General features: G+C 73.1%; 15 protein-coding genes and 1 tRNA gene. 12 read left to right on the top strand and 4 right to left on the bottom strand.

Features of this window, described 5'->3' with window-relative positions; genetic code table 11:
* Window positions 1–47: 47 nt before the first annotated feature.
* From ribH to AAFX79_11735, 5 genes are all read left to right on the top strand, one after another.
* Window positions 48–605, top strand: a complete 558-nt coding sequence (gene ribH / locus AAFX79_11755; GenBank protein ID MEO1009231.1) for a 6,7-dimethyl-8-ribityllumazine synthase — start codon at window positions 48–50, stop codon at window positions 603–605.
* Window positions 602–1,099 carry a transcription antitermination factor NusB gene (gene nusB / locus AAFX79_11750; protein MEO1009230.1) on the top strand — a complete coding sequence of 166 codons (498 nt, stop codon included), beginning with the start codon at window positions 602–604 and terminating at the stop codon, window positions 1,097–1,099. Before ribH ends, nusB begins: the two co-directional genes overlap by 4 nt.
* Complete coding sequence (gene ftsY, locus AAFX79_11745) at window positions 1,093–2,010, top strand: signal recognition particle-docking protein FtsY (GenBank protein MEO1009229.1); 918 nt, start codon at window positions 1,093–1,095, stop codon at window positions 2,008–2,010. The genes nusB and ftsY overlap by 7 nt, the downstream gene beginning before the upstream one ends.
* Before the next feature lie 255 nt (window positions 2,011–2,265).
* On the top strand, window positions 2,266–3,141 hold the full coding sequence (locus AAFX79_11740) for a flagellin (GenBank protein MEO1009228.1): 876 nt from the start codon (window positions 2,266–2,268) through the stop codon (window positions 3,139–3,141).
* A gap of 68 nt (window positions 3,142–3,209) precedes the next feature.
* Window positions 3,210–4,505 (top strand): PP2C family protein-serine/threonine phosphatase, encoded by a 1,296-nt coding sequence (locus tag AAFX79_11735; GenBank protein MEO1009227.1) that lies wholly within the window; start codon window positions 3,210–3,212, stop codon window positions 4,503–4,505.
* Here the strand turns inward: AAFX79_11735 and AAFX79_11730 are convergent.
* On the bottom strand, window positions 4,502–5,524 hold the full coding sequence (locus AAFX79_11730) for a 3'(2'),5'-bisphosphate nucleotidase (GenBank protein ID MEO1009226.1): 1,023 nt from the start codon (window positions 5,522–5,524) through the stop codon (window positions 4,502–4,504). The genes AAFX79_11735 and AAFX79_11730 overlap by 4 nt on opposite strands.
* Window positions 5,525–5,579: 55 nt before the next feature.
* Between AAFX79_11730 and mutL the strand changes: the two genes are divergently transcribed.
* The 3 genes from mutL to AAFX79_11715 all read left to right on the top strand — a co-directional run bounded on the left by mutL (window position 5,580) and on the right by AAFX79_11715 (window position 10,176).
* On the top strand, window positions 5,580–7,424 hold the full coding sequence (mutL, locus tag AAFX79_11725) for a DNA mismatch repair endonuclease MutL (protein MEO1009225.1): 1,845 nt from the start codon (window positions 5,580–5,582) through the stop codon (window positions 7,422–7,424).
* A 122-nt stretch (window positions 7,425–7,546) separates the two neighbouring features.
* Window positions 7,547–7,921, top strand: coding sequence for a BlaI/MecI/CopY family transcriptional regulator (locus AAFX79_11720; protein ID MEO1009224.1), 375 nt, complete (start codon window positions 7,547–7,549; stop codon window positions 7,919–7,921).
* Window positions 7,918–10,176 (top strand): M56 family metallopeptidase, encoded by a 2,259-nt coding sequence (locus tag AAFX79_11715; protein ID MEO1009223.1) that lies wholly within the window; start codon window positions 7,918–7,920, stop codon window positions 10,174–10,176. Before AAFX79_11720 ends, AAFX79_11715 begins: the two co-directional genes overlap by 4 nt.
* A 9-nt stretch (window positions 10,177–10,185) precedes the next feature.
* On the opposite strand, the gene AAFX79_11710 is transcribed toward AAFX79_11715, so the two are convergent.
* The 3 genes from AAFX79_11710 to AAFX79_11700 form a co-directional block, all read right to left on the bottom strand.
* Window positions 10,186–11,337, bottom strand: coding sequence for a hypothetical protein (locus AAFX79_11710; GenBank protein MEO1009222.1), 1,152 nt, complete (start codon window positions 11,335–11,337; stop codon window positions 10,186–10,188).
* Entirely contained in the window at window positions 11,337–14,555 is a 3,219-nt protein-coding gene (locus AAFX79_11705; protein MEO1009221.1) for a DEAD/DEAH box helicase, read from the bottom strand. Before AAFX79_11705 ends, AAFX79_11710 begins: the two co-directional genes overlap by 1 nt.
* 43 nt (window positions 14,556–14,598) lie before the next feature.
* A tRNA-Lys gene (locus tag AAFX79_11700) sits at window positions 14,599–14,671 on the bottom strand.
* 296 nt (window positions 14,672–14,967) lie between these two features.
* Here AAFX79_11700 and AAFX79_11695 point away from each other — a divergent pair.
* Genes AAFX79_11695 through AAFX79_11680 form a run of 4 tightly spaced genes read left to right on the top strand, consistent with a single transcriptional unit; the run spans window position 14,968 to window position 22,296 of the window.
* On the top strand, window positions 14,968–18,057 hold the full coding sequence (locus tag AAFX79_11695) for a tetratricopeptide repeat protein (GenBank protein MEO1009220.1): 3,090 nt from the start codon (window positions 14,968–14,970) through the stop codon (window positions 18,055–18,057).
* Window positions 18,057–18,812 carry a MotA/TolQ/ExbB proton channel family protein gene (locus AAFX79_11690; GenBank protein ID MEO1009219.1) on the top strand — a complete coding sequence of 252 codons (756 nt, stop codon included), beginning with the start codon at window positions 18,057–18,059 and terminating at the stop codon, window positions 18,810–18,812. Before AAFX79_11695 ends, AAFX79_11690 begins: the two co-directional genes overlap by 1 nt.
* 2 nt (window positions 18,813–18,814) lie before the next feature.
* Window positions 18,815–19,228 carry a biopolymer transporter ExbD gene (locus AAFX79_11685; protein ID MEO1009218.1) on the top strand — a complete coding sequence of 138 codons (414 nt, stop codon included), beginning with the start codon at window positions 18,815–18,817 and terminating at the stop codon, window positions 19,226–19,228.
* Complete coding sequence (locus AAFX79_11680; protein ID MEO1009217.1) at window positions 19,225–22,296, top strand: hypothetical protein; 3,072 nt, start codon at window positions 19,225–19,227, stop codon at window positions 22,294–22,296. Before AAFX79_11685 ends, AAFX79_11680 begins: the two co-directional genes overlap by 4 nt.
* The last annotated feature ends 5 nt before the right edge of the window (window positions 22,297–22,301 follow it).

Here is a 22,301-nt window from a genome sequence, read left to right as displayed (position 1 = left end):
GCCCCGCGCGTCGCCGCGGCGGCCGGGGTCGGCCTCTACCATCCCCGATGATGACGCCCCAGGCCGCCCCGCCGCAGATCGCCATCGTGGCCAGCAGCTATAACGCCTCGATCACGGGGCCCATGCTGGAGGCCGCCCGGGCCGAACTTGCGCGGCGGAGCCCCGGCACCAACGCCGCCGTGCTCCGGGCCCCGGGGGCCTTCGAATTGGTGGCGTTGGCGTCGTCGGCGGCGCGATCCGGGGCCTTCGAGGCCGTCGTCGCGCTCGGCTGCGTCATCCGCGGGCAGACCAGCCACGACCGCTACATCTCGGCGGCTGTCGCGGAGGGGCTGGCGCGGCTGTCGGCCGAACTGGCGATGCCCGTGTGCTTCGGGGTGATCACCGCCGACTCCGCGGCGCAGGCCCGGGCCCGCGCGGGGGGCGATAAGGGCAACAAGGGGCAGGAGGCGATGGCGGCCGCCCTCGACGCCCTCGCCGAGCTGCGACGCCTCCGCGGCGCGCTCGCGGGGGGCGACCTGCGGCCGCTGATGGCCCCGCCGCCCGAGCCGCCGGCGGACGCGACCCCCCCCGTGGACAAGGCCGCCCCCGCCGGAGCCAGTGCATGATCCAGCCGCAGCGGGTCCGCACGGCCGCCTTTCGGATGCTCTACCAGCTCGACGCCGCCGGCGCCGCTGATCCGCCGTCGGACGCCGAACTCGACGCCGTGCGGGCGGCGGCCGAGAGCAACGAGTCCGCCGACGAGCATCCCGAGGCCCGCGTGCTGCGGAAGGCCGAGGCGCTCGCGCTGGCCGCCTACGCGGATCGCGGGCAGGCCGACGCGCTGTTCGAGGAGCTGTCGCCGGCGTGGCCCGTGTCCAGGCAGCCGGCGGTAGACCGGGCCATCCTGCGGCTGGCGCACCACGAGATGGCCAGCGGCCGCACGCCGCCGCGGGTCGCCATCGACGAGGCCATCGAGCTCGCGCGGGCGTACAGCACCGAGAAGTCGCCCGCGTTCGTCAACGCGCTGCTCGACGAGGCCATGCGCTGGCTGGAGATGAACGTGCAGGCCGAGACGGATTCGGCCGCGCCGGCGACGCGTCCGGAGACCGAGGCGTGCTGAAGTCGCTCGGCCGCAAGCTGCGGGATTCGCTGCAGCGGACCCGCGCGGTGTTGATCGATCCGCTGCGGGAGCTCGTCACGGGCCGCCGGCTCGACGACGAGCTGATCCGCGAGATCGAGGGGCTGCTGCTGCGGGCTGACGTGGGCGTGCCGGCGACCAAGCGGCTGATCGAGGGACTGCGGGCCGACGTGAAGGCCGGCAAGCTCGAGCGGGGCGAGGACGCGATCGCCTACCTCCGCCGCTCGGTGGCGGCGATGTGGCCCGCGGAGGAGGTCGCGCTCCGCTACGCCCAGAGCGGTCCCACGGTGCTGCTGGTCACCGGCGTCAACGGCGTGGGCAAGACCACCACGATCGCCAAGCTCTGCCACGCGCTGCGGGACGACGGCAAGACGGTGCTGCTGGGCGCCTGCGATACCTTCCGCGCCGGCGCGGTCCGGCAGCTCGAGGTCTGGGCCGAGCGGCTGGGCGTCGAGGTCGTGCGGGGCCAGCAGGGCGGCGATCCGGCCGCGGTTGCCTTCGATGCCTGCTCGGCGGGCGTCGCCCGCGGTGTCGACGTGGTCATCCTCGATACCGCCGGCCGGCTGCAGACCCAGGACGCGCTGATGCGGCAGCTCGGCAAGATCGCCAAGGTCGCCGGCAAGCCCATCGAGGGGGCGCCCCACGAATCGCTGCTCGTGCTCGATGCCACCAGCGGCCAGAACGCCGTCGCGCAGGCCGAGCACTTCCGCCAGGCCGTCGATCTGACCGGGCTGGTCGTCACCAAGCTCGACGGCACGGCCAAGGGCGGCGTGGTCATCGCCGTGCGGGAGGCCTGCGACCTGCCGGTGAAGTTCATCGGCGTGGGCGAGCGGCCCGAGGACCTGCAGCCCTTCGACCCCGAGGCGTTCGTCGAGGGGCTGTTCGGGGCCTAGGACGATCGGGGTGTCGCTCCGGGGCGGCGTGTTATCGAACGGGCCGGATCGGGCTCCAGTCGCGCCGCAACGACACCGATAACGACCGCAGCGGGAGCCTGGGCAAGGCGTGCCGATGGAGCGGCGCGTCGGGCCGGGCGGCGCGTGGCTTGCCGGGGCCCACGCCTGGGCGGCACGGCCATCGCATTCGATAGATTCGAGGGTCAGGACACTCGAGATCGAGCGGGGCACGCAACGCCACGGAGGGGCCACGCCATGCAACCCATTGGACTGCCATTCGGTCCCGGTGCTGGGCAGACCGGTCCCGGCCTGCGCATGCTGTCGGCCAATCTCGCGGATCGCAACACCGCTCTCGAGCGGTTGTCGACCGGGCTGCGGATCAACCGCGGCTCGGACGATCCCGCCGGCCTGATCGCCAGCGAGGGGCTCGGCGCCGCGCTGGCGGCGCTCGAGGCCGAGACGCGGGCGCTCGAGCGGAGCCAGGCCGTCGTAGATACCGCGTCGGGTGCGCTCGGTGAGATCTCGGGCCTGCTGATCGAGGCCGAGGGCCTCGCGGTGCAGTCGGCGAACACGGCCGGCCTCTCCGACGCCGAACGCGAGGCGCTGCAGGTCGAGCTCGACTCGATCGTGCGGAGCGTAGATCGCATCATCGGGCAGGCCAGCTTCAACGACCAGAAGCTGCTCGATGGGCGCTTCGTCGTGCCCGCGGGCGACCAGACGTACGCCGTCGGCGATCTCTCGTCGTCGGGCTTCGGCGAGGTCGTGCTGGATCCGGAGGTCCCGGGCGGCGCGTCGACGCGCGTGGCGTTCTCGGATCTCAAGAGCGGCGGCACGGCGTCGCTGCTCGAGAATCCCGAGCTCGCGCAGCAGGTCATCGCGGCGGCTCGCGACACGGTGCTCTACGAGCAGGCGGCGCTGGGCAACCTGGGCCGCAACGTGCTCGGGCCCAGGCTCGCGAGCATCGCGACGGAGATCGAGACCCTCTCGGCCTCGCGCTCGCTCATCCGCGACGCCGACGTGGCCGAGGAAGCCAGCCGGCTCATCCGCGCGAACATCCGCACCGAGGCCACGCTGTTCTCGCTGTCGTCGCAGCTGAGCAACCAGGAGCAGGTGCTGGACCTGCTGGGCTAACGCTCGATCGCCATCCGGGAGGCTCCCCCGGCAGCTCTGTATCGGGGCAGCCGGGCATACCGTTGGTGATGCCCGCCGACGCCGACGCATCCACGACGCGCGCCGCCGCCTTCGTGGAGATCCTGCGCGGCGCGACGCACGCCGAGGAGCAACGCGACTTCGAGTTCCATCTGCTGGAGAGGGTTCGATCGCTCTTCGGCGCGGAGCTCTTCATGAGCATCGCCGCTGGCCCGGCCGACCGCGGCGGCTATCGCATCATGCACCATGCGGACCTGCCCGACGGGCCGATGGACATCGACGAGGCGTGGGAGACGTGCTTGTGGCCCGATTTCGAGGCCGTCGAGCCGACCTTCGGCGGCGTGCTGAGCCAGCTCATCCAGCACGACCGTCCATGCATCGTCACCCTCGAAGGTTCGCCCGGCGATCCGATCCTGCAGGGCCCGCGGCGATCGATGACCCACGCGATGGTGCTGCCGATCTACCGTGGCGGCGCCGCTACCGAGTGGGTGCTATTCCTGCGGGCCGGTCCCTTCGACGTGACCGAGAGCGACCTGGTCATCATCATGCAGATCTGCAACATGACCTCGCTGCTGAGCGAGCGATGGCACCTGCTCGATGCCGTCCGCGGGCTCAACGCGCGGCTGAGCCAGTCGCTCTCGTCGATCGTCGACGCGCAGCGGACGCTCATGCCCCCCGAGCCGCCCGCGATCGACGGCGTCACGCTCGCCGCCTGGTACCAGCCCAGCGAGGAGGTCGGCGGGGACTACTACGACTTCCGAGAGTTCGGCGACGGCTCCTTCGGCACCTGCGTGGCCGACGTCTCGGGCCACGGCCCGCCCGCCTCGGTCGCGATGGGCATGCTCCGCAGCGCTTTGCTGGCCAACCGCGCCTACGGCCGCCCGCCCAGCACCGTCATCACCGACATCAACCGGGTGATGTACGACGCGCTCATGGGCGTGCGCTTCGTGACGGCGTTGTTCGTGCAGTTCTATCCCGCAACCGGCGCCTTCCAGTACGCCAACGCCGGGCACCACCCGCCGCGTGTCCGCCGGGCCGACGGCTCGGTGGCCGCCATTGCGGGTGCCGCCTGTCCGCCGCTGGGCGTGCTCGAGCACCTGGAAACGCCCGGCGTGGCGGGCACGCTCGGCCCCGGCGAGTGCATGGTGATGTTTACCGATGGGGTGACCGAGGCCTTCGACGACGACCACGAGATGTTCGGCCTCGAGCGGCTCGACGCGGTGATCCGAGACGCCGAGCCCGAGCCCGACGCCATCGCCGAGGCCATCCGCGACGCGGTGGGGGCCTTCAGCGGCGGGCAGCCGGCCGACGATCGTTGCGTCTTGGTCGTGCGGCGGGACGGCTAGGCGTCGAGGATTCGCTCGTCCCGGATGGCCCGGACGATCCGCGTGTGCACGCCGGCGGGCGCACACACGATGCCGCGGTTCTTCTCCAGCCCCTTGCCGTGCGTAAAGTCGAGCGGCGCACCCGCGATGTCGCTGACGACGCACCCCGCCTCGGTGGCCACCAGCGCGCCGGCGGCGTGGTCCCAGATGCGCTCGACGTAGCCCTTCCGCGTCGGCAGCCGCAGGTAGGCGTCGGCCTGGCCTCGCGCGACGACGGCGTACTTGCACTGGCTGTCCAGCCGCGCGGGCGTGCCGCTCGGCCCGATGCGCGCGAGGACGCGCGCGGTGTCGTCGGTGCTGCTGTGGGCCTTCTCGACGGACATGCAGGCGCGGACGGGCTCGCCCTCGGGCACGTCGCCTCGGACTACCCGCTCGGCGTCGGCATCGGCGGGGTGCAGCGGCGCGGCCAGCGTGCCCTCGCCCGCCACGCTCAGGAAGATCGCGCCGTGCATGTCGGGCGTCGATAGGTCGGCGTCGTGGTCGATGGGCAGGTTGGGGCAGGCCATGGCGCCCACCGTCGGCACGCCGTGGTCCAGCCAGGCGAGCGCGATGGCGTACTGCTGGCCCCGCAGGAAGCCCTTGGTGCCGTCGATGGGGTCGAGCGTCCAGTAGGTGTGGTCCCCGGCGGGCTCGGCGTCGCCCAGATCGATGGCGTCGAGCAATTCGTCGGCGGTCGCATCGGGCCAGACGACCCGGGCGGCCTCCAGCGCGGCGTCGAGGTGGGCGGCGTGCTCCGGCTGGCGGAGATAGTCGCTGCCCTCCTCGCCCACCAGCACGACCTCGCCCAGGTGCTCGCGGAGGGCCCGCGCGACGATCGCCTGGCTGGCGAAGTCGGCCACGGTCACCGGGCTCTTGTCGTCCTTGGTGATCGCCCGGAGGTCGTCCAGCCGGGCCTGCACGGCGCGGCAGGCGACGGCGGCGTCGGCCACCGCGGCACGGGCGGCGCGGGCGAGGTGCTGCGTGTCGGTGGATGTCGCCATCGCGGAGCGTAGGGGAGCGCCTCCGGCGGGCCGCCTACAACCAACAATGCCAGGGATGGCCCACACCGCTCTGCCCGAGATCCGACGCCTCGAGCCGCTGGTGGTCAACCAGATTGCCGCCGGCGAGGTCGTCGAGCGGCCGGCGTCGGTCGCCAAGGAACTCCTCGAGAACGCCCTCGACGCCGGCGCGTCGCGCATCCGCGTCGAGCTGGAGGCCGGCGGCGTCGAGCTCGTCCGCGTGGCCGACGACGGCTGCGGCATGGCGCCCGACCAGCTGCCGCTGGCGGTCGCGCCGCACGCCACGAGCAAGATCACCAGCCCCGAGGACCTCGACGCCGTCGCAACCATGGGCTTCCGCGGCGAGGCCCTCGCGTCCATTGCGAGCGTCAGCCGCCTGCGGCTCCGCTCGCGGCCGGCCGACGCGACCGAGGCGCACGAGCTGGTGGTCGAGGGTGATGCCGTCCGCGGGCCGTCGCCGGCCGCGGGCGCGGCGGGCACGGTGGTGGAGGTCCGCAACCTGTTCTTCAACACGCCCGCGCGGCGGAAGTTCCTCCGCACGCCGCAAACCGAGAAGCAGCGGTGCGTCGAGGCGGTCAAGGGCCTCGCGCTGGCGCGGCCGGCCCTGGGGATCACGCTCATCAGCGACGGCGCCGCCGTGCTCGACCTGCCACCCAACCAGACGCCCGCCGAGCGGGTGCGGGGCGTGCTGGGCGGCGAGCTCGCCGGCGCCATGCTCGAGGTGCCGGGCCAGGCCGCCGAGACCTACGGCGTCGCGCTCTGGGGGCTGGTCGGCCGCCCGCACGCGGTGCGGGCCAACGCGCGGGGCCAGTGGATCATCCTCAACGGCCGCGTCATCCGCGACGCCAGCATCCAGCACGCCCTCCGCGAGAGCTACCGCGGGCTCATTGAGCCCGGGCGGCATCCCGTCGCGGTGCTGCTGATCGAGGTCGATCCCGCCAAGGTCGACGTCAACGTGCACCCGGCCAAGGCCGAGGTCCGCTTCCGCGACGGATCGGCCATCCACGCCGCGGTGCACGGCTCGGTCCGTGAGGCGCTGGCGGCGGCCGACCTCACCGCCACGATGGGCGAGGTTGCGCCAAGCCGCGCCTCGACGTGGACGCCCTTCGTGCCCGCGGATGGCGCGCTGCTGGGCGGCGCCAGCGCCATCGAGATGACCGGCGATGCGCAGCGGCTGGCCGACGCGCTCACCGACGACGAGATCCGCGGCGTGCTGCGTGAGCGGACGGATGACGCTCCGGCGGCGAAACCGTCCGCGGGCAATGCAAGCACCGATCGCGATCCGCTGGGCCCGCCCGACGGACCGTGGATGCGCCGCGCCATGCAGGTCCGCGACAGCTTCCTCGTCGCGCAGGACGGCGACGGTGTGGTCATCATCGACCAGCACGCGCTGCACGAGCGGGTGATGTTCGAGGCGCTGGCGACCCGCGTGGACCGCGCCGGCACGCTGGAGAGCCAGCGGCTGCTCGCGCCGGCCATCGTCGACGCGCCGGGCGTCGACGCCGTGGCGCGGCTCGCGGCGCTCGCGGGCGTCCTCGGCACGCTGGGCGTCGAGGCGGCTCCCGCGGGGCCGTCCCGCGTCGCGGTGCACGCCTTTCCGAGCCTGTTGTTCTCGCGGGGCGTCGATCCGGCCGAATTCGTCCTCGAACTCCTGGAGCGCGACGACCTGCCCGCCGACGCCGAGGACGCCCTCCGCGAGGTGCTCGACATGATGGCCTGCAAGGCGGCCGTGAAGGCCGGCGACCCGCTCAGCGGCGACGAGGTGCATGCCCTGCTCGAGCTCCGCGAGCGGGTCGAACGCAGCGGCAGCTGCCCCCATGGCCGGCCCACGAGCGTCAAGCTCACCCTCCGCGACCTAGAGCGGATGTTCGGCCGCCGCTGATTCGCCGATTTTGTCCGCTTTTCGATGAACTTGCGAAAGCCGCTGGACGAATACGACACTGTGTCGTATCATGACGACATGATGTCGTACCTGCCGCCGACCGCGACGCCCCTGGGGCGCCCATGAAGCCCGCGACGCTGGCCAACTCGGAACTGGCGATCATGGAACTGCTCTGGGCCGAGCAGCCGCTGACCGCCCGGCAGATCCGCGAGCGGCTCTACCCCGACGAGCGGCGGCCGCAGCACGGCACGGTGCAGCGGCTGCTCCAGCGGCTTGAGGACAAGGGCTTCGTCGCACGGGATCGCGGATTGGCGGTGCACCTGTTCGCGCCCACGCTGTCGCGGGAGGCCTACGCCGGCGCGCAGCTCGAATCGCTGGCCGACAAGCTGACCGGCGGGTCGCTAGCGCCCTTCCTCACGCACCTGATGGACCACAAGAGGCTCTCGCGGGCCGAGATCGATCGGCTGCGTCGCATCCTGGAAGGCGGTGAGGCGTGATCGATCTGCTGCTGCGTGCGCTGGCGAGCAACCTGGCGGTCTCGGCGTGCATCGCGCTCGCGGCGCTGGCCGTGCACCGCAGCGGCCGCGCCCCCGCGCTCGCCCACGTGCTGTGGGTGGTGGTGCTGGTCAAGCTGGTGACGCCGCCGGTGCTGACGCTGCCGCTGATCCCCGTGCCGCAGGCCTCAGCCCCGCCGGCCGAGGCGGCGATGATCGACCCGCTGCCCATGGCCGCCGCGCCGCTCGCCTACGAGCCCGCGGATGCAGCCACGGTTTCGCCGCCAGAGGTCACCGAAGTCGGCGGAGCATCCGCGTCGGTCCCATGGAGCGCCGTGCTGCTTGGGCTATGGTGCGCGGGGTCCGCCGCGGTGGCGGCCGGGTCGCTCGTCCGCGTGCGTCGCTTCGATCGCCTGCTCGGTCGCACATCGCGCGAGGCCGATGCCGGCACGCGCGCAATGGTCCGCGACCTCGCCCGCCGCCTGGGCCTGCGCCGCCCGCCGGCGGTCCGCATCGTCGACGCGCGGCTCTCGCCGCTGGTCTGGTGGGCGGGCGGCCGGGTGACGCTGGTCGTGCCCGCGGGCCTGCGGAGCGAACTGAGCGAGGCCGAACTCCGCTGGGTGCTGGCCCACGAGTTGGCGCACATCCGCCGCAGGGACCACGTCGTCCGCTGGCTGGAGTGGCTCGCGTGCGTGCTGTGCTGGTGGAACCCCATCGCATGGCTCGCCCGCCGCGGGCTGCGCACGAACGAGGAGATCTGCTGCGACGCGCTCGTGCTGCGTTGCCTGCGTCCGGGCGGCAAGCCCTACGCGGGCGCGCTCGTGCGGGTCGCCGAGTTCCTGGCCGCTCCGGCGCACCGCCCGCCGGCGTCGGCCCCACCCATGGCGTGCGCCATGCACACCGGCGGTCCGCTCGAACGGAGGTTCCGGATGATCATGAAGGATCGAACCAAAGCGACGCCCCGCTGGATGCTCGCCGGCGCGCTCGCCGCGGGCGTTGCCCTGCTGCCCGTGGGCGTCGCGTACGCCCAGGACTTCGACGCCGTGGGGCAGCGGCTGCGGGCGGCCGTCCGCGAGGGCGAACTCAGCAGCGAGCAAGCCCGCGCGATGATGGAGGCGCTCCGCGGCGCATCGGGCGGCGAGCGCACGCTGGCCGACGCGCGGCGGGCGTACGACGAGCGCGCCCTGGCCGACGCACGTCGGGCATATGACGAGACCAAGCGAGCCGTCGCCGCCGATGAGCTGTCGCGCCAGGACGCTTCCCGCAGGCTCTCCACGCTCCGCGGGAGGCTCTCTCGCGACGCCGAGCGCGAGGTCCGCGCCCTCGAGCGGGACTATGCCGAGGCCGAGCGTCGCGTCAAGCGGGCGGTCGACGAGGAGCAGCTCTCGCCGCGCGAAGGCGAGCGGAAGCTGATCGAACGACGCCGGGAGATAGACGCCGAGCGTCGCGCGCAGTCCGCGCGGCAGCGCTCCGTCCGCGAGCAGTACGAGCGGGCTGCCGAGGAGATCGAGCGGGCCGCGGACGCCGGCGCGATCTCCGAGGTGGAGGCCGAGCGCGAGATCGTGGATCTCCGGCGACGGCTCGGAGACCTCGAGAAGCGGGAACGCGAGATGGCCGAGATCCGCGAACGCTACCTGGAGATCGAGCGGGGCTTCGGCGAGGCCGTGGAACGCGGCCGCATCTCCGAGTTCGAGGCCGATCGGGCGCTGGCCGACCTCCGCGGGCACCTGTTCGGGCTGAGCGACACCCAGCCCGAGGAGCCGCGGCGCGAGCGGCGGAGGGCAATCGAGCGGAAGATCGAGGACGCCGTCGTGGCGGGCGAGCTGTCGAGGCGAGAGGCGGAGAAGAAGCGCCTCGAGTCCCGGACGGAGCGCGTCGTGCTGCTGCATCTGAGACACGCCGCCGCAGCGAACGCGGCGCGTCGGATGCGGGAGCTTCTCGAGGCGAGGGGCATCCGTGCTCATGTGAAGGCAGACGAGAGCTCGAATTCGGTGGTCGTTGTTGGCGACGAGCGGGCCCTCGAAGCCGCAAGGCGTCTCCACGACGAGGTAGATGCAGAGCCGGATCGTGCCCGGCTGTCGCGCGAGCGTTATGACGCGGCTCTTGCCGAACTGCACGCGGCCGTCGGTGCCGGCAAGGTGTCGATCGAGGAGGCCTACAAGAAGGTGCTCGAGTTGCGCGAGAAGATGGCCGATCGCCCTGGCTACACGGATCGGTCGGACCGTTCGGACCGGCGGGAACTCCGCCGCGGCCGGTAGGACGCGTGGCTACTTCTTGCGGGCCTTGGCCTTGGCGGCCATCTTGGCCTTGAGCGCCTCGGCCCGCTCCGCCGCGGTCTTCGGGCGGCGGGGCGCGGCGTCCTCGTCGGGCTCGACCTTTACCGGCTCGGCATCGTCCTCGTCCTCGCCGCGCTCCTCGCGGAGCAGCCGGCTGCGGGCGACCTCGTAGCACGTCGCGAGCAGGCCCACGAGGGGGAACTTCGCGTCGGTGAACGGGCTGGGTCCGAGTCGACGCAGCAGCGGCGTGGGCACCGCTGGTGGCTCGACGCTCAGATCCAGATCGTCGAGGTCGACCGGGCTATCCCAGAAGCCCTCGATGGCGTCCTCGAGCGTGGGGCCGGGCGTATCGCTCGCGCCCTCGACGCGAGGCTGGTAGATCGGCTTGGGCAGCAGCCCGCCCGCGGTCACCAGCCGGCGGTGGCTCATGCGTTCGGCTAGGTCGTTGTCGGGCAGCCCGCGGAGCTTGAAGGCGATGATCGGGTCGGCCGCGATCCGCTCGCCCAGCAGGGCGACGACGCAGCACGCGTGCTTGCCCCAGCGGCTGCCGTCCTCGGGGTGGTCGGGGCAGGTCGTCCGGACACGGACCTCGTCGGGCGAGGACGGCAGCAACGCGAGCCCCAGCGGCTGGAAGACCTCCTCGACGTCGGCGGGCAGCCCGCCGGCAAGGATGTCCGCCGCGATGCGGGGCTGCTCATTGAGCTGATCGGCCACGTCGTCCCATTGCTCGGCGGTGAAGGGCTCGAGCTCGAGCGTGATCTCGTACGCCCGGTGCCGCCGGCCCTGCACGGACGCCCGCACGCGGCCCGGCTCGACCTCGAGCGAACGCGTCTGCCCACCCCGCGCGTAGGCGAGGCCCTCCTCGATGACCGCGGGGCTAGCGCTCAGCTCGAGCAGCCGCATCAGCCGCCGCTCGGGGATGGTCTCGAGCGGCTGGTCCTCCTTGCGCTTGAGCCGCAGCCCGCCCGAGACGCGGCGGGGCTTGGTGGGCAGCGGCTTGGGGTGCGGTCGAAGCGGTGCGCCGGGCTGGGTCAGGCTCGCCCGCATCTTCTCGATGGCAGGGTCGGCCTGGGCGCTGGGCTTGGGCCGGGCGCCGTCGGCGGGCACCTTCTGCGATTCGGAGTCGCGGGCGTCGCCGGCCATCACGCCGCCTCGTCATCGCCCACGGCGTTGCCGCGGAGGGTCAGCAGGTCTCGGAGCTGGCCGGTATCGAGCTCGGTGAGCCAACGCTCGCCCGCGCCGACGATCTGCTCGGCCAGCTCGGTCTTCTGCTCGATCATCGCGTCGATGCGTTCCTCCAGCGTGCCTCGGACCACGAACTTGTGCACCTGCACGCGGCGGGTCTGGCCGATGCGGTAGGCCCGGTCGGTCGCCTGGTTCTCGACGGCGGGGTTCCACCATCGGTCGAAGTGGAAGACGTGCGTGGCGGCGGTGAGGTTGAGGCCCACGCCGCCGGCCTTGAGGCTGAGGATGAGTACGGGTGCGGTGCCGTCGGCCTTCTGGAAGCGCTTGACGAGGGCCTGCCGCTGGGTCTGCGTGGTGCCGCCGTGCAGGAAGAGCACCTCCTTGCCCAGCGCCTGCTGGAGTATGGATACCAGCAGCTTTCCCATCTGTCGGAACTGCGTGAAGACCAGCGCCTGGTCGCCGCCATCGACGGCCTCGCGCAGCATCTCGCACAGCCGGACGCACTTGCCGCTGCGGCTGGGGTCCGGTGCGCCGGGCGCGCCGAAGTCGTGGTCCTTGAGCAGCTGCGCGGGATGGTTGCAGATCTGCTTGAGGCGGATGAGCGTGGACAGCACCATGCCGCGGCGGTGCATGCCCTCCACTTGGTCGATGTCCCGCAGCATGCGGTTGACGGTGGTCTCGTAGAGCTGGGCCTGCTCTGTGGTGAGGTGGCAGTACTCGCGGCTCTCGACCTTCTGGGGCAGATCGCCCGCCACGCCCTCGTCGGTCTTGAGGCGTCGCAGGATGAAGGGCCGGACCAGCCGGCGGAGCTGCTCGCGTCGGCCCCGGTCGCGGTACCGCTCGATCGGCACGCTGAAGCGCCGCCGGAAGGAGTGCATCGTGCCCAGGTAGCCGGGATTGGTGAAGTCGATGATCGACCACAGCTCGCTGAGGCGGTTCTCGACGGGCGTGCCCGTGAGCGCCAGGCGGTGGTCGGCGTTGAGCTGGCGGACGGCCTGGGCCTGCTTGGCCGCGGGGTTCTTGATGAACTGGGCCTCGTCGAGGACCAAGCGGCGCCAGGGCATCTTCGAGAGCAGGTCCTGGTCGCGATGCGCCAGGGCGTAGGTGGTCAGCACCAGGTCGACGCCCGAGGCCGCGTCGATGAAGCCCTCGCCCGCGAGGCGATCGGCGCCGTGGTGCACCAGCACGCGGAGGCTGGGGCAGAAGCGGTTGGACTCGTGCTCCCAGTTGCCCAGCACGCTCATGGGCACGACGATGAGCGTCGGCGGCATGGGCGCCGCGGCGGCCTCGCTGTTGGCGTGCAGGTGCCGCTCGCGGGCCAGCAGCGCCAGCACCTGTATGGTCTTGCCCAGGCCCATGTCGTCGGCTAGGCAGGCGCCGAAGCCGAAGCGCTCCAGGAACGCCAGCCACGACACCCCGCGGAGCTGGTAGGGCCGCAACTCGCCGTGGAAGGTCGGCGGCGTCTCGACGTCGGGGAGCTTCTCGGCCTCCTCGCTGCTGCCGAAGACAGCGCCCAGCCAGCCGCTGGTCTCGATGCCGACGATGGGCAGGCCCTCGTCGTCCTCGAGGGAGCCGTGCGCCATGCGGATGGCCTCGAGCACGGTCATCTCGCCGCCGGGGTGCTCCCGGATGAACTTGGCCGCGGCTCGGACGTCCTCTGCCCGGACCTCCGCCCACTGGCCGCCGACGCGGACCAGCGGCGAGCCGGTCTTGGCGAGCTTCTCGAACTCGCCGAGGGTCAGCTTCAGCCCGCCTAGCGAGATCTCCCAGCTGTACCGCACGAGCGTCTGCAGGCCGAGCTGCGCCTGGGCGTTGTGCGGCGATCCCGCGCCGCCGCCCGCCAGGCCCATCTCCTCGAGCGGGTCGCTGTCGAGCCGCAGCGTCGCGCCGACGCGGATTGTGGGCGAGTCCCACCACGGCGGGGCCTCGACGCCGATGCCCTGCTCCTCCAGGATCGGCTTGGTATCGCGAAGGAACTGGTAGGCCTGCTTGGTGGTCAGGCCGATCTCGGTAGGCTCGCTCTCGCGGAGCGCGCCATCGAGCTTGTCGTACAGCCGCGCGGCGCGGCCTAGCTCGCTGAGCAGCAGCTGGTGCGGCTCGTCGAGCTGGCGGCCCTCGATGGTGATGCTCTGGCCGGTGAGGCTCCAGACCTCGGCGGCCTCGACTTCGACGTTCTCGGTGCCGACCGCACGCAGGTGGAAGGTCAGCGGCCAGCGGACGTCGGTGGGTGGGGCCTCCAGGTCGGGCAGCTCGCCGGCGTCCTGGGGTTCGAAGAGCTTGAGGCACAGCCGCCAGTGGGCGCTGGCGCCCTTCTCCTCGAGCCGCGCAAGCCAGCGGCGGACCCCACGGGCGGCGTCGCTCCGCGCGCCCGGGGCGATCTCGGCCTCGGCCGCCCCGTCGAGCAGCCCCGTGAGCCAGGCCACATGCTCGTCGTCGCCCGCCGCCTTGCCCTCGACGGCCTCGCCCAGCTTCTCGTGCACGAAAGCGCGGCGGGTCTCGGCGTCGAGCACGCCCGACAGGAAGTCGCTGAGCACCCTCCAGGCGTCGTGCTCGTGCTCGTCGGCACCAGCGCGGGCGGCGGCGGGCATGGCCCGGAGCAGCTCGGCCGTCGCGTGGCCCGTGGCCTCGTCGGCCAGCCAGGGCTGCCAGCTGCCCAGCAGCGCGCCGCCCGGATGCTGTCGCATCGAGGGCACGAACCGCTGCTGCACGACCAGTTGGCGGACGTAGGAGAGGGCCGTCTGGTAGAACCGCACGGACGAGGCGACCAGCAGCGTGCGCTGCACGCCGCCGGCATCGATCCGCATCCGCTCGTCGTCGCCCGCGGCGTCATCGATGGCGTCGAGGGTCCGCGACACGTCGGCCGCCTCGATGCAGATGCAGACGGTCCGCACCTCCGAGAGCGCGGCGGCGTCCTCGTCGTCGGGCAGGACGATGCCCGCCGACCTGGCCAGCACGGCGCTCGGGCGGGCCGCCGACCCCGGCAGCCGCAGGTCGACCTCCTCCAGGCGCGGCTCGCGGAGGCCGGCAGCGTCGGCGATGGTGCGGAGCAGGTCCTCGCCGGCCAGCCAGCGGGCGTCGGGCCCGGCCAGGGCCGATTCGGCCCAGAGCCGCAGCGTGCCGCCCGCCCAGACGGCGTGCAGGCAGGCCACGTCGGTGTTCGATGATGCGACTACCACGCAACCTCCGGGTGGGGCGGCGGCATCGGCATTCGGCATCCAATAGGGGCGCAGGGACTCGAACCCTGGACCCGCGGATTAAAAGTCCGCTGCTCTACCAACTGAGCTACACCCCCGCCTCGCTGCGCCCGGGCGCAATCTCTCGCCGGCGGTCCGTCGCCACCAGGAGGTGATTCTTGGGGCCGATCCGCCCTGAAGCCAGGATCGCGGGGGCTTGCCCTTTGGTCGCGACGGTGTCCGGGTGCTGGCCGGGCGGCGGGCAATTTTCTTGGCGATTCGATGCCGATTCGGTGAAGCGCGACGGCCGCGGGGCCCCAACAACTCCGTATGGGGAAGCCCGGCCTCACGGAGGTGGCCGGACCCAGGGACCGCCGTGCGCGGCCGCGCGTCTACGGCCCGGTGGAGAGACGGCATGCGCGCGATCCTGGCGGTCGTTCTGGTCCTGCTCGCATCGCCGCACCGCGTCCTCGGGCAGCCGTCCGCGGGCGATCGCGCCCTGCGCACCGCCAACGCGTTGCTGCAGCGGGGGTTGCACGCCGAGGCGTCGGCCGAGTACGAGGCCGCCCTGCGGAGCCTGGGGGATCCGGGCGACCGCGACCAGGCCCGCTATGGGCTCGCGGTGGCGAGCTATCGCCTGGGCCGCGACGAGCCGGCGCTCCGCGCACTGGAGGCCATCGAGCGGCCGCGACGATTCGAGTTCCGGGCCGACGCCGACGTGCTCCGCGTGCACGTGCTCTTCCGCATGAAGCGGTATGCCGACGCCGCCGAGGCGGCGGGCGACGCGCTGCGGCACGAGGGCCACGGCTCGTGGGCGAGCATCGCGTCGCTCCGCGTCGAGAGCCTGCACCGCGCCGGACGGCATTGGCCAGCGGTGGAGGCCTACGACGATGCCGCGGGCCGGCTCTCGCGCGACGACGGCGATGCGGCCCTGCGCAGGCGGGCGTCATTCTTTGCCGGGCTAGCGCAGCAAGCGGTCGCGCGCACCCCGGCCGACCACGCCCGGGCGGCCGGCTACTTCGAGGCCGCCCAGCCCCCGCGCGGCCGCGACGAGATCGGCGACCTGGCGCGCGTGCGGCAGGCCTATGCCCTCCGCGATGCCGGCCGTACCGACGACGCCATCGCCGCATTCGAGCGGGCCATCCGTCGCGGTGGCGAGCGGACGACGCCCGAGGCGCTGCTCGGGCTTGGCGGTCTGCTGCGCTCGGCCGGGCGGCCGGCGGAATCGACCGAGATCCTGCGGACGTTGTCCGAGCGCGAGGGCGGCTACCGCCGATCGCGGGTGCAGTACGAGCTGGGCCTTGCGCTGCTCGAGATGGGCGATGCCGACGAGGCCGCCCAGGCCCTGCGGCGTGCGGCGCGGGACGCCACCACGGACCTCGCCGACGACATCGACTACTGGCGGGCCAAGGCCGACCTCCGCCGGGGCCGCGCCGACGACGCGGCGCAGCGGCTGGCTGAGTTCGCGGACGCCTTCGACGAGAGCAACCTGATCGCCGAGGCGCGATACGACCTGGGCGTCGCGCTCGAGCGGTCGGGCCGGGGGGACGACGCGACGCGGGCGTTCGATCGGTTCCGCCGGGCCCACCCCGACCACGCGATGGCGCCCGACGCGCTGTACGCGATGGCGTCGCTCGCGCTGGCCGAAGGCCGCATCGATCGGGCGGCGTCGCACGCCGAGGCCTTCGTCCGCGCGCACGGCGACCACCCATTGGCGGGGCAGGCGGGCTTCGTGCTGGGCGAGGCCCTCTTCCGGCAGGGCGACCACGAGCGCGCCGCCGGCGTGCTGCAACCGCTGGCCGACGAAGACGGTGAGCTGGGCCGCCGCGCGAGCTATCGGCTCGGACTGAGCCTGCGGGAGCTCGGTCGCGCCGACGAGGCCGAGACGTATCTTGCCCGCGTGGCGTCGGGCGGCGATGCGGACGAGGCCTTCCTGCCGGCCCTGCTCGCGCGGGGCGAGATCGCCTTCGAACGGGGCGACTGGGACGCGGCGATCGAGGCCTTCGATGGCTACCTCGATTCCGCGGATGATGGGGACGAGTCCGCCGGCGACGCCCTGATGAAGCGCGGCCTTGCGTACGCGCGGAGCGAGCGGCCCCGGGAAGCGCTCGGCGACTTCGGGCGGGTGCTCGAGGACCACGCCGGCGGCGTGCACGGGGCACACGCCCGATTCGAGGTGGCCCAGGCGCACCTGGCCCTGGGCGACGACACCAGCGCCCGGGCGGCGCTGCGGGGGTTGCTCGACGAGCACGAGGGCTCGAAGTTCGAGCCGTACGCCCTGCGGCACCTCGCGGGGATCGCCGCCCGCGCGGGCGATCCGGCGGAGGCCGCCGACCTGTACGAGCGTGCGGCGGCGTCGGGCGACGCGGGCTTCGCGCGGTCGTTCGCGGTCGAGCGGGCCCGCGCGCTGCTCGACGCCGGCGATCCACGTGCGGCGGCCGGCTTGCTCGAGGGCCTCGACGGCGAGGCGACGACCTGGCGGGTGATCGCGCTCGCTCGCCTGGGTGCGCACGGGGACGCCATCGAGCTGGCCCGGGGCCACGACGCGCCGGCCGTCGAGAGCGACGTGGGCGAGCTGTACTTCTACGAGCTGGGCGGCAGCCTGCGGGCCACGGGCGAGGACGCGGGCGCGCGACGGCTGTTCGAGCGGCTGGCCGGGCGGGGCGACGCCATCGGCGGGCGGGCCGCGCTCGACCTGGCCGACATGCTGATCGACGCCAAGCAGTTCGATGCCGCCGCCGAGACGCTCCGCGGGGCGCTGACGCACGACGCCCTCGACGCCGAGTTGTGCCCGTCGATCCTCTACAAGCTGGCGTGGTGCGAGTACCAGCTGGGCGATCACCGCCGCGTGGTCGCGCTGCTCGACGAACCCCGCTGCGAGCTGGGATCGCTTAAGGCCCCGGCGGCAATGGTGCTGGGCGAATCCCAGCTGGCGCTGGGCCGGGGCAAGCCGGCGGCCGCCGCGTTCGGAATCGTGCTGGCCGACGAGGCTTCGCGGGACCTGCACGAGGCGGCGCTGCTCCGCCTCGGCGAGGCGCACGCCGCGGCCCAGGACTGGCGGGCCAGCCGGCGTGCATACGAGGACCACCGGTCGAGGCATGCCAAGAGCCCGCAGTGGTTCCGGGCGGAGTTCGGCCTGGGCTGGGCCCGGGAGAACGCCGGCGAGCACCGCGAGGCGATCGCGCACTACCGGGCGGTCACCGAGCGGCACGACGGCGAGACCGCCGCTCGCGCGCAGTTCCAGCTCGGCGAGTGCCTGTTCGCGCTCGGCGAGTTCGACGAGGCCGTCCGCGAGCTGCTGCGTGTGGACATCCTGTACGCCTCGCCCACGTGGAGCGCCGCGGCGCTGTACGAGGCGGGCCGCTGCTTCGAATCGATGGACAAGGTCGGCGAGGCGCGGGCGCAGTATCGCGCGGTCCGCGAACGCTTCGCGGAGAGCCCATGGGCCCAGGCCGCGGGCGAGCGGCTCGCCGCCATCGCGGGCCCCGGCGGATCGGGAGGCTGATGATGCAGGCGATTGCCACGCTCGTAGGCGCGGCGACGGGCCAGGCCGCGGCCGCCCCGTCGGTGTTCGATCTGGCCGTCAAGGGCGGGATCATGATGATCCCCATCGTGCTGTGCTCGCTGGTGGTCGTGGCCGTGGTGGCCGAGCGGCTGTCGGTGCTGCGGCTGCGACGCGTGGTGCCGCCGGGCCTCGAGGCCAAGCTGCACGAGATCCTGGGCCGGGCCCGCAGCCGCCGCGATGCGCTCGAGCACTGCACGAAGCACGACAGCCCGCTGGCGCGGGTGCTGGCAGCGGGCATCGAGAAGCTGGGGCACGCGCCCGAGGTCGTCGAGAAGCACCTCGCGTCGTCGGGCGAGCACGAGGTCTACCTCATGCGCAAGCGGCTGCGCACGCTCACGGTCGTCGCGGCCGTTGCGCCGCTGCTGGGGCTGACCGGCACGATCTTCGGCATGATCCGCGCGTTCCAGACGGTGGCGTCGTCGGGCGAGAGCCTGGGCAAGGCCGAGCTGCTCGCCGGCGGCATCTACGAGGCGATGATCACCACGGCCGCGGGCCTGCTCGTGGCGATTCCCACCATCGTGTTCTACCACCTGCTGGCGTCGAAGGTCGATCGCCTGGCGCGGGAGCTGGACCGGGCCGCCGTCGAGTTCGTCGAGCGGCACGTGCTCGAGCCGGCCGGCGCCGCGGAACCGCCGCACGTCGCGTCGCACGAGAACGGCGAGCCCGCACGCCAAGCGGTGGCGGCGGGGGCGTAGCCGTGCTCATCCGCAACAAGGCCGACGAGGATGCGCCGTCGATCGAGATCACGCCGATCATCGATATGGTGTTCCTGCTGCTGATCTTCTTCCTGGTGGCGACGACCTACCAGCAGAGCGAGCGTGAACTGGAGATCGCGCTGCCCGAGGCCGAGGCCGCCGGCCCGATCAGCGCCATGCTCCGCGAGATCATCATCAACGTGGACGGCGCGGGCCGGATCATCGTGGGCGGCCAGGCGATCACGCTCGAGGAACTCCGCACGCTGGTGGCCGACGCGGTGGAGGTCAATCCCGACCAGAAGGTGTCGGTGCGGGGCGACAAGGACATCGCCTACGGGTCCATCGTGCGGGTGCTGGACGTGTGCAAGGCCGCCGGCGTGCAGCAGCCGTTCCTCGATACCGTGCCCCTGGGGTGAGTCGCATGCCGATGGCCCGCCGCATCCTGCTGTACGCCCTGGCGCTGGGCGCGGTGCTGAGCGCCGCGGCCGCGGGCTACTGGTGGCTGGGCATCGAGCGGCGGTCGTTCTACACGGACGACGCCGCCATCCGGGCCGACGCGGGCGACGCCCCGCTCCGCGACGTGCTCTGGCGGCCTGCCGAGCCGCTGCCCGGGCTCGAGGACGCGGCCGTCATCGACATCGCGCTCTCGCCCGATGGCGGCACGCTGTACGCCTCCGCCCGAACGCCCAGGGGTGATACCGACCTCTTTTTTGCGCGCCGAGCCGGCGATCGGTGGTCGCCGCTCCAGCCGATCACGGCGCTGAACACGCCCGACAACGAACTGGCGCCGGCGACCTCGCCGGACGGGGAGGAGCTCTACTTCGCGAGTGATCGGCCCGGCGGCGTGGGGGGGCTGGACCTCTGGCGTGCGCGGCTGGGCGGCGATGGCTGGATGCCGCCCGCGCCCCTGCCCGAGCCGATCAACAGCCGGCACGACGAGTCCGATCCGCATCCGCACGCCGCGGGCGGCTCGGCGACGCTGCTGTTCGCGTCGGATCGCCCGAGCGAGACTCCGAACGAGGGCGCAGCGCCCACCGGATTTGACATCTATTCGCACGGCGACGCGGATGGCGTCCTGCGCGTCGATCGTCTGTCGAGCGCGGCGGACGATCGCGATCCCGCGGTGTCGCCGGCGGGCGACTTCGTGTACCTCGCCTCGGACCGGGCGTCGGGCCTGGGCGGCTTCGACCTGTACCGCGCGCGGCGGAGCGGCGATGGCGCGGCGTTCGCCGTCGGTGCCGTGCAGAACCTGGGCGCGTCGATCAACTCGTCGCGGAACGAGCGTTCGCCGGTGCTGGCCCTCGAGGGCTTCGCGGTGCTGTTCGCATCGGCGGAGGGCGACGCGCTCGCGCTGCGGCGAGCCGTATCGCGGGAGGTCTACCTCGCACGCGTCGAGTCGCGGGCCGATCTGCTGGGCCTGCTGCCGTGGATCCTGCTGGCGCTGGCGCTCGTGCTGCTGCTCGCGTTGCTGCGGCGTCTGGCGACGACCGCACGCTGGCAGGGACGACTCGCGACGCTGGGGCTGATGGCCAAGTGCGTGCTGCTGTCGCTCTTGATTCACGGCGGCATCATGGCGCTGCTGGCGGCGCTCACGGTGCCGCCGACGGTGGGCGACCTCGCGGGCGACGAGGCGGGCGTCCGCGTGGCGCTGTCCTCCTCGGCGGTGCGGCAGGCGGCGGCCGACCAGCTGCGACCGGGCGCGGAAGCGGCCGCCCTGCAGCAGGCCAGCGTGCCCGCCGCCGCCGCGCCGTCGGTGCCAAGTCCCGTGGCGGCGAGTGCGGCCGTGCTGGAGGCGGCGGCGATGGCCGGGCCCTCCGGCGAGCTGGCGCCCACGCGATCCGCGATGGACGCGTCGTCGTCGCCGTCGTCGGCCGTCTCGGTCGCGGCGCTCGGCGACGACGTGCCCGCCCCGGCCGGTGCGACCGAGAGCCTGTCGCTGCCCGAGTCGTCCGCGCCGGCGGCGTCGGACGCATCCGAGCCCGCGCTGCGCGCCGGCGAGCGGCCATCTGCCACGGATGCCGTCGCCCCGGCGCGGGCGGCGGCGGACGGCGGCGCGACGCAACCGGTGCAGATCGCCGCGGCGGATGCAGGATCGACACTAACCATGCCCCTTGCCGCCGCCGGTCCTGCGACACGGGACGCTGACGGCGCATCTGCTCATGCCCGAGCGGACGCACGCGATCTCCCCGATGCGGCCGGCCTGGCGCCCATTGGCGTCGACCTCGCGCTGCCCGGAGATCCGTCTGCGGTGGCGTCGGCGGCCGAGCCGGCCATCGATGCGCCGTCTGTCGATCGCGGCGCCGTGGCTGCACGGCCGGACGTGGCATCTGTCGCCCAGGCGGGTCCCCGGATCGCGCGGCTCGACGCGGCGTCGGCGGGAGTTCGTGCCGGGGCGCTCGAGGCGGAACGCTCCGTCCAGGAGGCGAGCACGATGGCGGCTTGGCCGATGGCCTCCGCCGATCTGCCCCCGCCGCCGCTGGGCGACTTTGAGATTGCACTGGGCGTGCCAGATGCCGCCGACGCCGACGCATCGATCGCGGAGGCCGACTGGTCGCCCGCCGACGCGATGGCATCCCTGGACCTCCTGCCGGATCGACCCCTCACCGGTGGCTCGACCGCATCGCTGGACCGCGTCCGGCCCGCGGCGGGCGCAACGGCGGACGAGATGGACGAGTGGTCGCACGCCTCGTCCGAGGCCACGCCCGACGTCGCGAGCGACGTGCTCGCGGGAATCGCGCCGCCCGCGGCGATGCGCTTCGGCGACCTCGACCTGTCGCTGCCCGAGGCGATCGAGCATCGCTACGCGCTCATCGGCGTGGTGCTCGATGCCTCGGACGACGAGCCGATCGCCGGCGCACTCGTGCGGCTGGACCTGGAGGGCGTCGCCGACGCAAGCATGCGGACCGACGACCGGGGCGGCTTCGAGTTGGCCTTCGACGACATCCCCGACAACGCGGCGGTGACGGCATCGGCGCCCGGATACACGCCCGGGGCGCTCAACGTCTCGCAACGGGACGTCGAGCTCGAGCGAAGGCTCGTGTTCCGCCTCGAGCCCATCGATCCGTACGTGGTGGTGCTCGAACGCCAGCCCGAGGTGCACCACCTGGGCAACGATGAGTTCAGCGGCCGCATCAACAGCCAGTTCCAGCGTCGGAGCGAGGGGCTGGTGCTCGAGCTGCCCTTCGAGATCACGCCCGAGCACCGGCGGCTGCGCGTGCGGGGGGCCGAACTGCGGCTGTTCGTGAAGGGCTCGCAGGCCCCCAACCCGCTGCGGATCAACGGCGAAGAGGTGGGGACGCTGCGGCAGTCGCCCCGCGACGGCAGCTTCGGGGAGCAGTCGATCCCCGTCCCGCTGCGGCTGCTGCGGGCGGGTGGCAACGTGCTGGAGATCGAGTCGGTCGCGCGGCCGGGCTCGGACAAGGACGACTACGAGTTCGTCAACGTGCGGCTCATCCTGATTCCGGCGGACCTTGACGCGGACTAGGTGAT

The sequence above is a fragment of the Planctomycetota bacterium genome (assembly GCA_039819165.1).
Classification (GTDB): Bacteria; Planctomycetota; Phycisphaerae; order Phycisphaerales; family UBA1924; genus JAHCJI01.
This window is presented reverse-complemented; position numbering and strand designations above follow the sequence as displayed.

Coding starts and splice junctions, on each gene's coding strand:
- AAFX79_11730 (MEO1009226.1), bottom strand. CDS start 5,524: ATGGCGACATCCACCGACACGCAGCACCTCGCCCGCGCCGCCCGTGCC.
- AAFX79_11720 (MEO1009224.1), top strand. CDS start 7,547: ATGAAGCCCGCGACGCTGGCCAACTCGGAACTGGCGATCATGGAACTG.
- AAFX79_11735 (MEO1009227.1), top strand. CDS start 3,210: ATGCCCGCCGACGCCGACGCATCCACGACGCGCGCCGCCGCCTTCGTG.
- AAFX79_11710 (MEO1009222.1), bottom strand. CDS start 11,337: ATGGCCGGCGACGCCCGCGACTCCGAATCGCAGAAGGTGCCCGCCGAC.
- AAFX79_11740 (MEO1009228.1), top strand. CDS start 2,266: ATGCAACCCATTGGACTGCCATTCGGTCCCGGTGCTGGGCAGACCGGT.
- AAFX79_11690 (MEO1009219.1), top strand. CDS start 18,057: ATGATGCAGGCGATTGCCACGCTCGTAGGCGCGGCGACGGGCCAGGCC.
- AAFX79_11695 (MEO1009220.1), top strand. CDS start 14,968: ATGCGCGCGATCCTGGCGGTCGTTCTGGTCCTGCTCGCATCGCCGCAC.
- mutL (MEO1009225.1), top strand. CDS start 5,580: ATGGCCCACACCGCTCTGCCCGAGATCCGACGCCTCGAGCCGCTGGTG.
- nusB (MEO1009230.1), top strand. CDS start 602: ATGATCCAGCCGCAGCGGGTCCGCACGGCCGCCTTTCGGATGCTCTAC.
- ribH (MEO1009231.1), top strand. CDS start 48: ATGATGACGCCCCAGGCCGCCCCGCCGCAGATCGCCATCGTGGCCAGC.